This is a genomic window from Pedobacter folensis (genome assembly GCF_056490665.1).
In genome coordinates, this window is sequence record NZ_JBWJIF010000001.1 from 1,266,936 (window position 1) to 1,281,816 (window position 14,881).

Sequence of the window (14,881 nt, forward strand, 5' to 3'; positions counted from 1 at the left end):
TTGAATTCGTTTGATGATACATACGTGACAATTTCAAGACTGGTTTTTTCTCTTTGCATTTTTTTTTGTAAGACCATTTTAATACATTCACCAACCTATAGCTATGACGATATTAAAAGCCATTATTGTTGATGATGAGGAATTTGCACGCTCATCGTTATTTTTTTTACTGCAACAGAACTGCCCGCAGGTAGAAATTACCGGTATTGCCAGGTCTGTAGCAGAAGCAAAAGATATTTTAGCGCATCATCCCATTGATCTGATTTTCCTGGATATTGCCATGCCCGGGGGCAACGGCTTTGAACTTATTCCCGATGCACAAAAACACAATGCCGCCGTTATATTTACCACTGCTTACGATCAGTACGCGCTAAAAGCGATTAAAGCAAATGCACTCGATTACTTGTTAAAACCAATTGATATTGATGAGCTTAAAATAGCTGTAGACAAGGTTTTTCAACATATTAAACGTTTTAAAAGCCAGAACGAAAACGACGAAAGAATCAATAACCTGGCTTCAAGTTTAAGTTCACGGGCAGAAATCAGAAAACTGACCCTCCCTTATGGACAGGGTTTTAAAATGATTGATATCGATGATATTATTTACATCGAAGCAGATAGCAATTATTCGATTGTACACTTAAATAACCATGATAAAATAACGGTTTCGAAAGTTTTACGGGAATTTGAAGAGCTTTTACCAGGCGATCAATTTGTGCGGATCCATAAGTCGAGCATTATAAATCTTAACCACTTAAAAGAGTATAATTCTAAAAACGGACTTCAGGTTTACTTAAAAAATGGTGAAAGCATTAACATTTCGCGAAGAAGAGCAAGCGATTTTTTTGAAAAAATAAAATTATTTACAAAGGCTAACAGTGATCATTAAACTACGCATAAAAGCGCTTTTATTTGCTGAAAAAGCAATCCTGAAGTTAAACTTTGGCCGCTCTTTTATTGCTTTTTTATTCGGGTTTATTATATTTTTCGCCCCGAAAAACCTGCTTGCCCAAACCACTTACCTCCCTCATTACAATACAAAAAGCGGGCTTGCCAGCAATAACTGTTATTACATTTTACAAGATAAAAAAGGTTTTATATGGATTGCTACCGATAATGGATTGAGCCGTTTTGATGGGACAAACTTCCAGAACTTCACCATCGAAGATGGACTTCCTGATACCCAGATTCTCCAGATGAGAGAAGATAAAGAGGGACGGTTGTGGTTTTTTGCCCTGAACGGTCAGCTCAGCTACTTAAAAGAAGGAAAGTTTTATAACCAGGACAACGATGAACTGCTTAAAAAATTAAACTTTAATACGGTAATTGTTTCCTTTTTAGTGGATAAATCGGGGCGGATCTGGCTCGGAACCAATGCGAATCTGATTGTTTGCTGGGATGGAAAAACGATCAAAAAATACATCTCTCCTAATCTAAACGATAAATTCATCAACGCCTTTATTCATGAAGATGAGCAAGGTAACATATTTGCTTATAGCGACTTAAGCGTACAGAAGTTTAATGGAAAAACTTTTTCCATGGTCAGTTCAAAAGTACAGCCACTTTCTTACATGACCGCTGCAAACAGTAGCCACAGATCTTTATTTTACCTGGACAGTGGAGGATTAAAACAATACAGGCACGGCAGCATTAACGATCTCATCCCGATTCCCCAGAATCTGATCAAGAACATGTCGGGATATTTTTATTACGATGTTAAGACCAAAGAGGTCTGGTTGTCGAATGCCAATGGAGCCTTCGCGCTCGATAAAAGCGGAAAAACAATCCAATATCTGCAGGATATTTCGGTTAACCAGGTAATCAAGGATAATAACCAGAACATGTGGTTTGCCACCAATCAGGGAATTTATATGCTCCCTAATACCAATAACCGGTTATCGATTATTGATGCAGAATCTGGTCTGAGCAGCAATGTCATCAAAAGCATTACCAAAGATGGGAAAAACCGCCTGTGGCTGGGTACCGATGATGCCGTAATCGACGTGTTAACCATTAACAATTATCAGGTAGATGAAATTGGTTTAGATGACTTTAAGAAATATAAAACCATTAAACAGATTACTTTCGACCCAAAAGACCAATCCATATATTTTGCTTCTGATTATGGAATGGGTGTTTTCAAAAATATCTATAACAACAGTAATGAGGTAAGTTATTTAAAAGAATCAAACAACTCGATGTTCGTTATCAAACACTTTAGCGTGGGTGAAAATAACAATCAGCTTGCCTTAGCCCTATCATCGGGAGTGGTTTTCTTATCAGACAGAAGAAATAAATTTGAGTTTAACGCGGCAAAATACCGCGAAAAAGAAGATTTTTTTAAAGACAGGTCTTACCACGTTTTTTACGATCGCGAAGGCAGTTTGTGGTTCTCGAATATCAATGGTCTTTCTCAATTTTCAAAAGGGAAACTAATTAAACATTACGAAAACCATCCTTTGCTTACCAAAAGGATCAATGACATTCAGCAACTTGCCGATGGCACATTGATTCTGGCGACAGATGGTTATGGTTTAATTTTTTACAAGAACAACCAGATTACCAGGCAGATTACTCAAAAAGATGGTTTAACGAATAATATCTGTACTAAAATATTTGTAAAAAACAGCGAAATATGGGTATTAACCAATAAAGGCGTTAACAAAATAGCCGATTATCCTAATCAACCCACTGTGGCTAATTTCGATTATGGCAAAGATCTTTTAAGTGATGACATCAACAGTTTATTTATTGATGACAGTACCGCCTATTTTGCGACAAACAAAGGCCTGATCTTATTCAAATACAATAATAAAAATATTGTTAGGAATCTTCCTAAAGTTTACGTTACCTCTATCATTAAAGATAATGAGCGTTTGCCAGTTGATCAGGGAAATTTCACTTTCGAAACCGGTAACAATACCATTCTGTTTACTTTTAGTGCAGTCGATTTTACCACCAGTGATATTACCTATCGTTACCGTTTAAACGAAAATTCGGCCTGGGTAGAAACCCGTACCAGACGCTTAGATTTTTCTTCACTACAATCAGGCGATTATGTATTTGAAGTAAGTGCAAAAAGCCAGAACGGTAATTGGGGCGAATCGGCGAAAATCGCTTTTACCATTAAAAAGCATTTTTGGCAAAGTCTGTGGTTTTTATCTATTTTAATATTGCTTGTAGCCTATATCTTTTACAAGGTAGCTGTTTACATTACCCGCAAGCAGAAAGATAAAGAGCAAGCACAATTGTTATTAAAAAACAAAGTACTCATGCTGGAGCAACAGGCCTTGCAGGCCATGATGAATCCACATTTTGTATTTAATGTGATGAACTCCATTCAGCATTACATTAATACGCAGAATACCGCTTCGGCCAATAAGGTTTTAACAGGGTTTGCCAGACTGATCAGAAAAAACCTGGAAATCTGTACAAAAAGTTATATCTCACTTGAAGAAGAACTGGAATACCTCAACCTCTATCTTAAGCTGGAAAAGAATCGTTTTGGAGATAAATTAGCCTATATTTTTAATGTGGATGAAGATATCGATAAAGAAGAAACTTTTATTCCGTCTATGTTGTTGCAGCCCTACGTAGAAAATGCAATATGGCATGGCATTATGCCAAAAGAAACCGGCGGCGAAATCCTGATCAATATTAAACTGAAAGACGAATTCTATCTTAACATCGAAATTATTGATGATGGAATTGGAATTGACAACTCTTTAAAGGATAAAAAGGAAACACACATCAGTAAAGGTATGCAGTTAACCAAAGAAAGATTGCACCTTTTAGGTCAGATTGGAGCAAAACCTATACACTTAAATGTGAAGCAGAACACCACAAATGGTACAACAGTATCCATTTCTATACCGTTAAAATAGAAAATTTACCGTTTACTCAATTATTAATACCACTCACTAAATAGAATCTTGTTCGAACCCGGTTTAGCCTTAAACTTGTGTTAGAAATAAACGATAGTGTTTATCAAAGACGTTCTTATAGAATTGATATAGATATTTAATAACCTAACCTAAAACTATATCTTAATTCAGGTTTCATTTGTGTGTTGAAAGCGGTCTTGTTTTTAAAAGCGAGACCGCTTTTTTTATGCCCAAAAATTCTATTTTTGTATATGCCCAATCACAACATCTCCAGGCACATCGAAGCCCTTGTATTCTCTTCCAGTCAAAGCATCGGTACGCAAGAAATTATACTGGCCTTAAATGCTGTTTTCAATGAAGAATTTACCGAAGCACAGGTATTCGAAAGTGTTGAACAAATTAAGGAAAAATATAGCCATGATGATTTTGCCATCGAATTGGTATTCTTAAATAATGGTTATCAGTTTCTCACCAAAAAAGATTACCATGAAACGGTTAACCAGCTGCAGTTACACCGTTCGAAGAAAAAATTAAGTCAGGCTGCTATGGAAACGCTGGCAATTATAGCCTACCGCCAACCCATCACTAAATTAGAAATCGAACAGATAAGAGGTGTTAATTCAGATTATTCCGTGCAACGCCTGCTGGAAAAAGAGCTGATCAGTATCGATGGAAAAGCAGAAACGCCGGGCCGACCTATTCTGTATAGCACCAGCACCTTATTCATGGATTATTTTGGTTTAAATAACCTAAACCAACTTCCCCAGTTAAAAGATATCGTAAAGGAGGAAAATACGGTCGGAGAAAATGTGGAATAAATAAATTAATTTCTTTGCTTCCAGGTTGTTATTAAAAAAAGTTTTTTTGTATTTTTAAACTATAAAAGCAATTTTTATTTTTGTGTTATGAAAGCGCCAAAGAAACTCCCAACCAAGCCGACTACCAAGAAACAGGTAGACGAAGATGATGATCTTGAAGATGACGATATTCAAACAACGAAAAAGAAGCCTCAAGATGATGACGATGATGATTTTGATATGCCATTAGATGACCTTGACAACTTCGATAATTTCGACGATGACGACGACGATTATTAATATTTAAAAAACATATATTTGAAAAAGCATCCGCCCGCTTGGTAGGATGCTTTTTAATTTTAAAATCTGCCCATGCAAGTTATACCCGTAAGCAATTCATCATTAAAAAAAGACTTTCTAGACACTCCAAAAATCCTATATAAAAACGATAAAAACTGGATCTGTCCGCTGGACAGTGAAGTTGAAAATGTTTTTAACCCCGAGAAAAATACCTTTTTTGCGCATGGAAAATGTATGCGTTGGGTTTTAAAAGACGATGCAGGAAAACTGATCGGCCGTGTAGCTGCTTTTATCAATGAGAAAAAAGCCTACCATTACGACCAGCCAACAGGCGGTATGGGATTTTTTGAATGTATTGATGATGAAAAAGCTGCCTTTCTTTTATTCGATACGGCCAAAACATGGTTAAGCGAAAATGGAATGAAAGCCATGGATGGCCCGATTAATTTCGGCGAAAACGATAGCTTCTGGGGCTTATTGGTTGAAGGCTTCACCCCTCCTTCTTTCGGCATGAACTATAACTTTCCATACTATCAGAAATTTTTCGAGAAATATGGTTTCGTTACCGAATATGAGCAATTAACCAACCACATTAACCTGACCATTCCTTTTCCGGAACGTTTTACCAAAATTGCCAACTGGGTAAGAAATAAACCAGGTTATACTTTCGAATATTTCAGCAAAGCCAATTCGAGCAAATACATTAACGATTTAATGGAAATCTACAATGATGGCTGGCAGGATTTTGAAAACTTTGTGCCCATTAAAAAAGAAACCCTCGAAGAAAGTTTTAAAAGTATGGAGCCCATTATGGATGAACATCTTATCCAGTTTGCGTACTTTAATGGCGAACCAGCATCCTTTGTTGTGCTGATTCCTGATGCTAACCAGATGATAAAAGGTTTTGATGGCAAATTAGGTTTAATTGAAAAATTAAAGTTTGCTTACCGTCGCTGGGTGGGCGTTACCCGCATGCGTGCAATTGTGATGGGCACTAAACCTAAATTCCAAAAACATGGCTTAGAATCGGTTCTTTTTATCCGCTTAGGCGAATATGTGCTGCCTAAAAACCAATACAAGGAACTCGAATTGAGTTGGGTAGGCGATTTTAACGAACAGATGATTGCTATCCATAAAGCCACTGGTGCTACCTTTGGCAAAAAGCATTTAACGATGCGCAAGATATTTTAACCTGAATGGGGTTGTCACTTGCCAAGGTTCGTGTCTCCACGAACCTTTTTTATTTTCCTGCCACGGATTCACTGAAAACACGGATCAATTATTCTAAGCCGTCTGCAGCAGATTTTTCTCCCGAATATTCGGGACTGCACTACAGTTGAAATGACGATTTTACGTTCAGCATCTACACTTCATCGTCCTCTTTTGTAATGAGGATGAAGGAGAAAGGCGATTTTATCGCCATGGAACCTCATCATTGCGCATTATAAATGCGCTTCCCGCTAATCCTCGTTACAAACGAGGACTATATTTTCTCGAAAACAATCTACGCGCTTTTATATTTTGGCAAATTAATCAAGAGCACACTTCTCAAAATAACCTCATCGTCCTCGTTTGTAACGAGGATGAAGGAGAAAGGCGATTTTATCGCCATGGAACTTTCTCATTGCGCATTATAAATGTGCATCCCGCTAATCCTCGTTACAAACGAGGACTATATTTTCTCAAAAACAATCTACGTGCTTTTATATTTCGGCAAATTAATCAAAAGCACACTTCTCAAAATAATCTTCATCGTCCTCGTTTGTAACGAGGATGAAGGAGAAAGGCGATTTTATCGCCATGGAACTTTCTCATTGCTCATTATAAATGTGCATCCCGCTAATCCTCGTTACAAACGAGGACTATATTTTCTCAAAAACAATCTACGCGCTTTTATATTTCGGCAAATTAATCAACAGCACACTTCCCAAAATAATCACCAATCCAATCACCTGAGTTAAGCCAATCACTTCATTGGTAAAGGTTAAACTTAACAAAACCGCTACTACCGGGTTTACATAAGCATAGGTACTCACCTGCGTAGCCGGACGCACTTTAAGCAGCCATACATAAGCACTAAAGGCAGCAATTGAACCAAAAAGGATAAGGTAAATAATCGATAACCAGGCATCAAGCGGTATGCTGCCCCAATCGAGTAATTTAAACTCAGATTTGAAAAATCCTCCGGGCAAAAAAGCCAGACTGGCCATCAACATCTGCCAGCCCGTATTAACCGAAACCGAACTACCGGTAGCGGGATGATATTTCGAATAAAGCGATCCCCCAGCCCAGGCTATTGGTCCAAAAACAAGTAATACCATGCCTATAACCTGCAGGTTACTTTGAGGTTTATCAAGCGCTTGCACGATCTGGTTGCCAAATAAGAGCACCACCCCTAAAAAGCCAATCACTAAACCCGAAACGATATACTTATTACTCAGGTTTTCTTTCCAATGTGATTTATCTAAAATAACGAACCATATGGCTGCTGAGGCCACCATAATGGCCACTAAACCACTGGGGATAAACTGCTCTACCCAGATAACGATTCCATTACCCAGGCCTAACATTAAAATACCACTTACTGCAGCAATTTTAATGGTTTTCAGGTTAAAAATGTCTTCGCCCTTAATCTTGCACCAGGTTAACATGAGCACTCCTGCAATAGAAAAACGGAATGCACCTAAAATAAAAGGCGGAAAACCAACCAGGGCCTTTTGAATGAAAAAGTAAGTTGAACCCCATACGATATATACAATAGCAAATGCGAGGTAAACCATTACCGGAGATGCTGTTTTATTTAAATTTGCCATGTTTTTATTTTTCAGGAATTACTAATTTTTGTTGCTCTTTTACGGTCTCCAGCACAATTGTGGTTTTAACCGATAAAATATTCGGAATCTTACTAAATTCATCCCGCAGTAAAGCCATTAATGAGGCCGAATCTGCTGTCCTCACCTTAATCAGAAAGCAATCGTCCCCTGCAATGACGTGCACTTCCTGCACATCAGGTATTTTTGCCAGCTCGTTTGCCGTATCACTACAGCCTAAACTTTGAGATGATTTCATCGAAATAAAGGCCAGTAATTTTAAATCGAGCGCCACAGGATTTATCCGGGCATTATATTGGGTAATTACATTCTTCTTTTCCAACTTCTTTACCCGTTCCAGCACAGCTGATGGAACCAGATCCAATGCCTTCGCTAAATCTACATTCGAGATCCGCGCATTATCCTGCATAAGTCTGAGTATAGCCAGATCGACATGATCCAGGCTAAAATTGTTTTCGATTACCATTCTATAAAACTATAAATTATTAGAATAAAATTCAAAATATTTTAAATAAATATGAATTTTATTCTTTAATATAATTTTAATATGATAATTAGTCGGCAAAACAACAGATTAACCGCATTTTATATTCCAAGTTTATCATACAGATCGATCACCTTTTTGCGGAGTTTGTTAATTTCCTCTTCTTTTTCGATCAGTTCTTTTTTAAGCGCGGTTAATTCTTCAGATGAATTAGATCCTCCTGATTGCCCGGCAATCAGCTGCATAACCGGAACCTTAAATGTTTTGGAAATCTGGAATAAACGGGAGATATTGAGATCGGTTTGACCCGTCTCGATTTTACAGAAAGCCGGAGTAGAAATATTTAGCTTTTTAGCGGCATCAGCCTGACTTAAACCTAAGGCCAGCCTGCTTTGTTTAATGTGATCTCCGATGCTTTTCATTGGGGTAGATTTGAGGTGTTAGATATGAGATTTGACTAAAAGGATTCTTCACAAATCTCACATTCGACTTGACAAATATCGGGATTATCAATACAAAATTTTATGTAAGTGCTAAATCACTACTTTTATTAGACCTATTAATGCGTTATTATTGAGAATACATCGTATCAAGTTCATCAAAATTTTTAATTTCTTTCAAATTAATCATTCTGTTTAACTTTATCTTGCTCCATTTTTCTTTAAAAACTTCATCACCACCCTGAGCATTTTCATTTGTATTTACTTTTTCCTGCTTCTTTTTAGTTAAAAAGTTAATACTAATTTCGCTGTCGATTACAGCACCACCGTTGCTTGCGTTATAACCTATCAATTCAAAACCTGAATTTTGATACCTAAAAGTATATTGCCAATAGCCATACCTACCGTGCCCATATTGAACATACAAATTTCCTTTTTTAATTTCAATAGAAAGTTCAGGCGCAAAATAAACCCCACCATCTTCATTTTCTGAAGAAAAACAATCATAGTTTTTTACTGCTAGTTCATAATACTTTTTTTTGTTGAACAGAATTATGATACCTCTTCGGTTACGGTCTAGCTTTCCACGATATTTGTCTGTAACAATTTTTCTTTTATCTGTTGCCTTGATGAGAAGAACACAGTCTTCCCGACCATCTTTATTCAAGTCGCCATTTATTTTTTCAAAAACCACATAGCCTTTTGGTAAAAAATCAGAAGGATTTTCCCGTTGTTCAACTTGTCCAAACACTATTGTTGATACAATTGCTACCAAAAACGTTAGTGTTTTTTTCATATAACTGGTTATTATCGCAACACCTATTTACGCAATTCACCAGCCAGTTCAGGCAGATCGAATCCCGCATAATTACCAGAGCTCATCATCAATAAATTAGCATCCTTGTAATTCAGACCTAATAAATAAGCTTTTAACTTTGCTGCATCATTAAAAAACTTCAGTTTTGGATTGGCAAATGCCTGCTGAACATCATCTTCAGAAAAAGGCTCCATGCGTTTTTGCTCGAAAGATTTAATATCGATGAATACAATCGCTTCATCGGCTTTATCCATTGCGCCGGTATATTCTTTCAGGAAATCTTTGTTCAAACTGCTAAAAGTATGCAATTCAATACAGGCTACTAATTTACGATTAGCAAACTGTCCTTTAACCGCATCAATCGTGGCTTTTAATTTTGATGGTGAATGTGCAAAATCTTTATAAACGTTGGTCGATTCATCAGCTGAGATGACTTCTAAACGTTTAGCTGCACCTGTAAATGAGGAAATGGCCGCATCAAATTCTTTTTCACTGATATCTAACTGTTTGCACACCAATTTTGCTGCATTTAAATTCATCAGATTATGGTCGCCGAATATTTTTAAAGCCGTTTCTTCAGGAAGCAAATACGTGATTCCATTTCTGATTTCATGCGCCGGAATGGCATAAGCAATTTTTGAGATATTGGCTTTTGATTGTGTTACAATTTCATTCAGATCGGCATCTGCTTTACAATAAATTAAAGTTCCATTCTCCTCAATCGTATCAATAAATTTGTCAAACTGCGAAGTATAATCGGCATAGGTTGGAAAAACATTAATGTGATCCCATGCAATACCACTAATTACGGCAACATTGGCTTTATAAAGATGAAACTTAGGTCTTCTATCAATTGGTGAGGATAAATATTCATCACCCTCTATAATCATCACAGGCGCTTCTTCCGTAACTTTCACCATCGTTTCGAAACCAGCCAGCTGTGCACCAACCAGATAATCGAAATCGCGTTTGTAATAATTCAGCACATGCAAAATCATGCTGGTAATGGTTGTTTTACCATGACTACCGCCAATTACCACGCGTAATTTATTTTTACTTTGTTCGTAAATGTATTCGGGATAAGAATAGATTTTAACACCTAATTCTTGTGCTTTCAGTAACTCTGGATTATCAATGCGGGCATGCATCCCTAAAATTACAGCATCCAGATCATTTGAAATGCGGTTTTCATCCCAGCCCATTTCGGCAGGCAATAAACCATATTTATCCAAACGGGATTTTGCTGGTTCGAAAATCACATCATCAGAACCCGAAATCTGATACCCTTTTTTATGTAAGGCGATGGCCAGGTTATGCATTGCACTTCCGCCAATCGCAATAAAATGTATGCGCATATTTTTTATTTTAGATTTGAGACATGAGATGTGAGAAAACTCCCTACTTCTTACGCCTTTGACAGCGTTTGGCGGTTTGCGTATGGCGTTTAAGCCTTAAACCCTAAACCTTTCACCTTAAACCTTCTTTTCAAATTGAGCCGCAACCCAATCGCCATTTTGTTTATGATCAACGTATTTGATGCCGTATTTCGCACATTCAGCGGTAATCATTCCTAAATCAGGATCTAAATAAAATCCACTGAAGAAAATTTTGCCTCCTGCCTTCAATACCTCGGCATAACGATGAATCTGGTCAAGCAGGATATTTCTATTGATGTTGGCAAAGATGACATCGTATTCTTCGTTAGGAATCACCTCTTTACTGCCACAAAGTGCCTTTAAATTATCTACCTGGTTAAGTGCAGCATTTTCTACCGTACTTTCATAACAGATATCATCATAATCGATAGCCATTAAACTTTTAGCACCTAGTTTCGCAGCCAGAATGGCCAAAATACCGGTTCCACAGCCCATATCGAGGATATTTTTATCCTTTAAATCGGCAGCTAAAATATACTGCATCACCATTGTAGTCGTTTGATGATGACCGGTACCGAAAGCCATTTTAGGATCGATTACAATCTCGTATGGATATGATGGCTGTGGCTCATGAAAGGTGGCTCGCACATAACACACATCATCAATAATCAGCGGACTAAAATTTTTCTCCCATTCGGCATTCCAGTTTTCGTCGGCAACATCTTCTAAGGTATACGCTGTTGTAAACTCTTCACTATAGTTCGCCAGGAGATCTTTTAATTCCTGCTCATTAAAATTATCCTTGATGACAAAAGCCGTAAAACCACCCTCACTATCTTCGAAAGTATCGAAGCCTAAATCGGCAAGATCGCTGATAAGCAAATCCTGTTGATAGTCTTCGATACTTTTGAATGTAAATATTGCTTTAATGTATTGCATTTAGCTGTTTAATGCTTTAATAATATCTGTAAAATCGCGTGATTTTAATGATGCACCACCAATTAGGCCACCATCAATATCGTTTTGAGAAAATAAGCTTGCAGCGTTGCTTGGGTTACAGCTGCCACCGTATAAAATAGTGGTATCATCAGCTACATTAAAACCATAGTTAGCCTGAATTTCACTCCGGATAAAAGCATGAATATCTTGTGCCTGCTCTGGTGAAGCAGTTAAACCTGTACCGATAGCCCAAACTGGCTCGTAAGCAATAACCAGTTTTTTAAAGTCTGCTTCAGCTAAACTAAAAATACCTTCTACCAATTGTTTTTTTAATACTTCGTAATAACTGCCGTTGTTACGCTCATCTAAAGTTTCGCCGATACAGAAAATTGGTGTTAAACCATTCGCCAAAGCAACTTTAGTTTTTTCAGCCAATAAAGCATCGCTTTCAGCAAAATATTGCCTGCGCTCTGAGTGACCTAAAATAACGTATTCTGCGCCAACAGATTTTACCATTTTAGCCGAAGTTTCGCCAGTATATGCTCCGCTTTCTTTATCACTAATGTTTTGAGCGCCAATTTTAACATCGTTACCACCCAATTTTGCCAAGCTGTTTAAATGAATAAACGGTGAGCAAATAATAGCCAGCTGATCGCCTTTGCGCTCATCTTTAACCATATTTACGATTTCGCTGAACAACGAAACACCTTCATTGTAATCTAAGTTCATTTTCCAGTTACCGGCAACAATCTTTTTTCTCATTTTGTGTTATTTTAATGTTAGAATGTTTTAAAGTTGGAATGTTCAAACGCTGAGACATTTCAACCTTTCAACTTATTTAAAATCGTCTATACGATTCAGTTAATTCAAATACTTTGGTAATAATATCCTTTTCTACTTCATCAAAAGCTATATTTTTCCGGGCAAATACCTTTTCGGTTGTTTCGAACATTTTATTCAATTTATAGGTATCGAAACCGCTGGCGCCACCCCAGCTAAAATCAGGAATATGGTGTGGGGGGAAACCCGCCCCAAAAACATTCGCACCAGTGCCAACCACACTGCCAGTATTAAACATGGTATTTATGCCTGATTTAGCATGATCGGCCATAATTAAACCACAGAACTGCAGATTGGTATTGCGCATTTTTTTGCCTTCATAATCGTAAAGTTTTACTTCGGCATAGTTGTTTTTTAAATTCGAGTTGTTTGTATCGGCACCAATATTACACCACTCTCCCATTACCGAATTGCCCAAATAACCTTCGTGGCCTTTGGCCGAATTGCCCCAAATGACCGAATTGTTAATTTCGCCTCCGGCACGGCTATTAGGGCCAATGGTAGTACCGGAATATATTTTAGCACCCATTTTTATTGATGAGTTCTCGCCAAGCGCAAAAGATCCCCTGATTAAACTCCCTTCCCATACCTCAGCATTTTTACCGATGTAAATAGGCCCGATAGTGCTGTTTAGCACACTACATTCGGCTTTAGCGCCTTCTTCAAAGAAAACATCATCACCCAGCAATTGGTTGGTACTACTGATCTTTGCTGAGCTGCGTCCTTCGGTTAACAGTTTAAAATCTTTTCTGATCTCACCTGGATTATTCCCAAAAATATGCTCCGGATAAACAATCTGTATAAAATCACTTTTATATTCAACCGGCTTTAATGATTTAACCGATGCTAAATCATGCTGATCTGAGCTATACGCAATAATCACATCTCTTTGATAAAGTACCTCACCCGCTTTAATGCCTGTTACGGCATTAAGTAAAGCCTCATCGGGACAAACGGAGCCATTTATAAATAAATCGGCATTTGGTTTGGGCGCAAACTTTACAGAGAGGTAATCTTGAGTTTGGAAACCGAAATCGGCTTTTAAATACTTAGCCCATTTCTCTGCGATGGTTAAAATACCAATGCGTAAATCGGCCACAGGCCTGGTAAACGTAAGTGGACGTAGAGACATCCAGGAAGCATCATCAAATAGATTGATTGTCATAAGCAACAAAAATAAAAAAAGTCCCGATGCTTTTGGCAAAGGGACTTCAAAAAATGCTTTTTGTTGCTAAAATTATTTCTTAGCGTAACGGTTTTTGAATTTATCGATACGTCCTGCTGTATCAACCAATTTCATTTTACCAGTATAAAAAGGGTGAGAAGTGTGAGAAATCTCTAATTTGTAAAGAGGATACTCGTTACCATCTTCCCATTTAATTGTTTCTTTAGTATCTACGCAAGATTTTGTTAAGAAAGCATACTCGTTAGACATGTCTTTAAAAACAACTGGTCTGTAGCTTGTTGGGTGCAAATCTTTTTTCATTTGAATATTATTTTTAGTTATTTGTGTGAAAGCATCAAGAACATTCTTGCAATTTGCTGGCAACAACGCTTATGACATTTCCTATTAGTCTTTCTACCTCTATTTTAGAGGATGCAAATGTATTAAATTATTTTTTAAAAATCAAGCCATCAAAACAAAATATTCTATATGTTTTAAACAGTTTTAATTTTCAGAAAGCAATTTACCACCTATTCTTATGGCTGCAAATTACGAAACCTAACTATACTTCTTCCAGGTTTCTACTTTAGCCTTTTGGCGGGCAATATAGGCATCGGCAATTACTTCAGCGGAGCTTAAGCCTTCTACGGTTTCCAGCAGTTCTTTTAGCTTATACTGATCTACATCTGCCTTATATAAGATCTGGATCAGTTTAGGAAAATCGTTGTCAATTAAATAAGCAAAGGCATCAACCATGGCATTACGCAATTGATTTTCGGAAAGATTATCTTCGATATCAAAATCTTTGCTGATAATTTTGATCACAGATGGTATATCGCTCACTGAATAGATATTTTTAAATCCGTTGATTAAAACCAACGGGAACAATTGATTAAGCGCATGCTTATCTGATATACACTTCCCTACCTCACCAAGCACCGCAGCACAAAGTTAAATAAACCTGATGGAAACGACAGCTCCCGATTGAAAAGAGGGACTAAAGTGTAC

General features: G+C 37.3%; 15 protein-coding genes. 5 read left to right on the plus strand and 10 right to left on the minus strand.

Features of this window, described 5'->3' with window-relative positions; translation table 11 throughout:
- Positions 1-103 precede the first annotated feature (103 nt).
- The 5 genes from AC04QZ_RS05085 (at position 104) to AC04QZ_RS05105 (ending at position 6,172) form a co-directional block, all read left to right on the plus strand.
- Positions 104-889 (plus strand): LytR/AlgR family response regulator transcription factor, encoded by a 786-nt coding sequence (locus AC04QZ_RS05085; RefSeq protein WP_478356839.1) that lies wholly within the window; start codon positions 104-106, stop codon positions 887-889.
- On the plus strand, positions 879-3,884 hold the full coding sequence (locus AC04QZ_RS05090) for a ligand-binding sensor domain-containing protein (RefSeq protein WP_478356840.1): 3,006 nt from the start codon (positions 879-881) through the stop codon (positions 3,882-3,884). Before AC04QZ_RS05085 ends, AC04QZ_RS05090 begins: the two co-directional genes overlap by 11 nt.
- 251 nt (positions 3,885-4,135) lie before the next feature.
- A complete protein-coding gene (gene scpB / locus AC04QZ_RS05095; protein ID WP_086546671.1) occupies positions 4,136-4,702 on the plus strand; it encodes an SMC-Scp complex subunit ScpB in 567 nt (188 codons plus the stop codon).
- An 87-nt stretch (positions 4,703-4,789) separates the two neighbouring features.
- On the plus strand, positions 4,790-4,981 hold the full coding sequence (locus AC04QZ_RS05100; RefSeq protein WP_057935224.1) for a hypothetical protein: 192 nt from the start codon (positions 4,790-4,792) through the stop codon (positions 4,979-4,981).
- 72 nt (positions 4,982-5,053) lie between these two features.
- The gene (locus tag AC04QZ_RS05105) at positions 5,054-6,172 is read left to right on the plus strand and encodes a GNAT family N-acetyltransferase (RefSeq protein ID WP_478356841.1); all 1,119 of its coding nucleotides are present in this window, start codon (positions 5,054-5,056) and stop codon (positions 6,170-6,172) included.
- Between the two features lie 692 nt (positions 6,173-6,864).
- Here AC04QZ_RS05105 and AC04QZ_RS05110 read toward each other — a convergent pair.
- From AC04QZ_RS05110 to AC04QZ_RS05155, 10 genes are all read right to left on the minus strand, one after another.
- A complete protein-coding gene (locus tag AC04QZ_RS05110) occupies positions 6,865-7,794 on the minus strand; it encodes an EamA family transporter (protein WP_478356842.1) in 930 nt (309 codons plus the stop codon).
- A 4-nt stretch (positions 7,795-7,798) separates the two neighbouring features.
- The gene (locus AC04QZ_RS05115; protein ID WP_086546673.1) at positions 7,799-8,278 is read right to left on the minus strand and encodes an Lrp/AsnC family transcriptional regulator; all 480 of its coding nucleotides are present in this window, start codon (positions 8,276-8,278) and stop codon (positions 7,799-7,801) included.
- Positions 8,279-8,397: 119 nt separating this feature from the next.
- Positions 8,398-8,718, minus strand: coding sequence for a helix-turn-helix domain-containing protein (locus AC04QZ_RS05120; protein ID WP_478356843.1), 321 nt, complete (start codon positions 8,716-8,718; stop codon positions 8,398-8,400).
- A 148-nt stretch (positions 8,719-8,866) separates the two neighbouring features.
- Positions 8,867-9,532 (minus strand): hypothetical protein, encoded by a 666-nt coding sequence (locus tag AC04QZ_RS05125; protein WP_478356844.1) that lies wholly within the window; start codon positions 9,530-9,532, stop codon positions 8,867-8,869.
- A 23-nt stretch (positions 9,533-9,555) separates the two neighbouring features.
- The gene (locus tag AC04QZ_RS05130; protein ID WP_478356845.1) at positions 9,556-10,908 is read right to left on the minus strand and encodes a UDP-N-acetylmuramate--L-alanine ligase; all 1,353 of its coding nucleotides are present in this window, start codon (positions 10,906-10,908) and stop codon (positions 9,556-9,558) included.
- A gap of 117 nt (positions 10,909-11,025) precedes the next feature.
- Positions 11,026-11,868 (minus strand): 50S ribosomal protein L11 methyltransferase, encoded by an 843-nt coding sequence (gene prmA, locus AC04QZ_RS05135; RefSeq protein WP_086546677.1) that lies wholly within the window; start codon positions 11,866-11,868, stop codon positions 11,026-11,028.
- On the minus strand, positions 11,869-12,630 hold the full coding sequence (gene tpiA, locus AC04QZ_RS05140; RefSeq protein ID WP_478356846.1) for a triose-phosphate isomerase: 762 nt from the start codon (positions 12,628-12,630) through the stop codon (positions 11,869-11,871).
- Between the two features lie 76 nt (positions 12,631-12,706).
- Positions 12,707-13,873 (minus strand): putative sugar nucleotidyl transferase, encoded by a 1,167-nt coding sequence (locus AC04QZ_RS05145; protein WP_478356847.1) that lies wholly within the window; start codon positions 13,871-13,873, stop codon positions 12,707-12,709.
- A 72-nt stretch (positions 13,874-13,945) separates the two neighbouring features.
- A complete protein-coding gene (locus AC04QZ_RS05150) occupies positions 13,946-14,194 on the minus strand; it encodes a type B 50S ribosomal protein L31 (protein ID WP_025142617.1) in 249 nt (82 codons plus the stop codon).
- A 237-nt stretch (positions 14,195-14,431) separates the two neighbouring features.
- Positions 14,432-14,716 (minus strand): hypothetical protein, encoded by a 285-nt coding sequence (locus AC04QZ_RS05155; protein ID WP_478356848.1) that lies wholly within the window; start codon positions 14,714-14,716, stop codon positions 14,432-14,434.
- Positions 14,717-14,881: the final 165 nt, after the last annotated feature.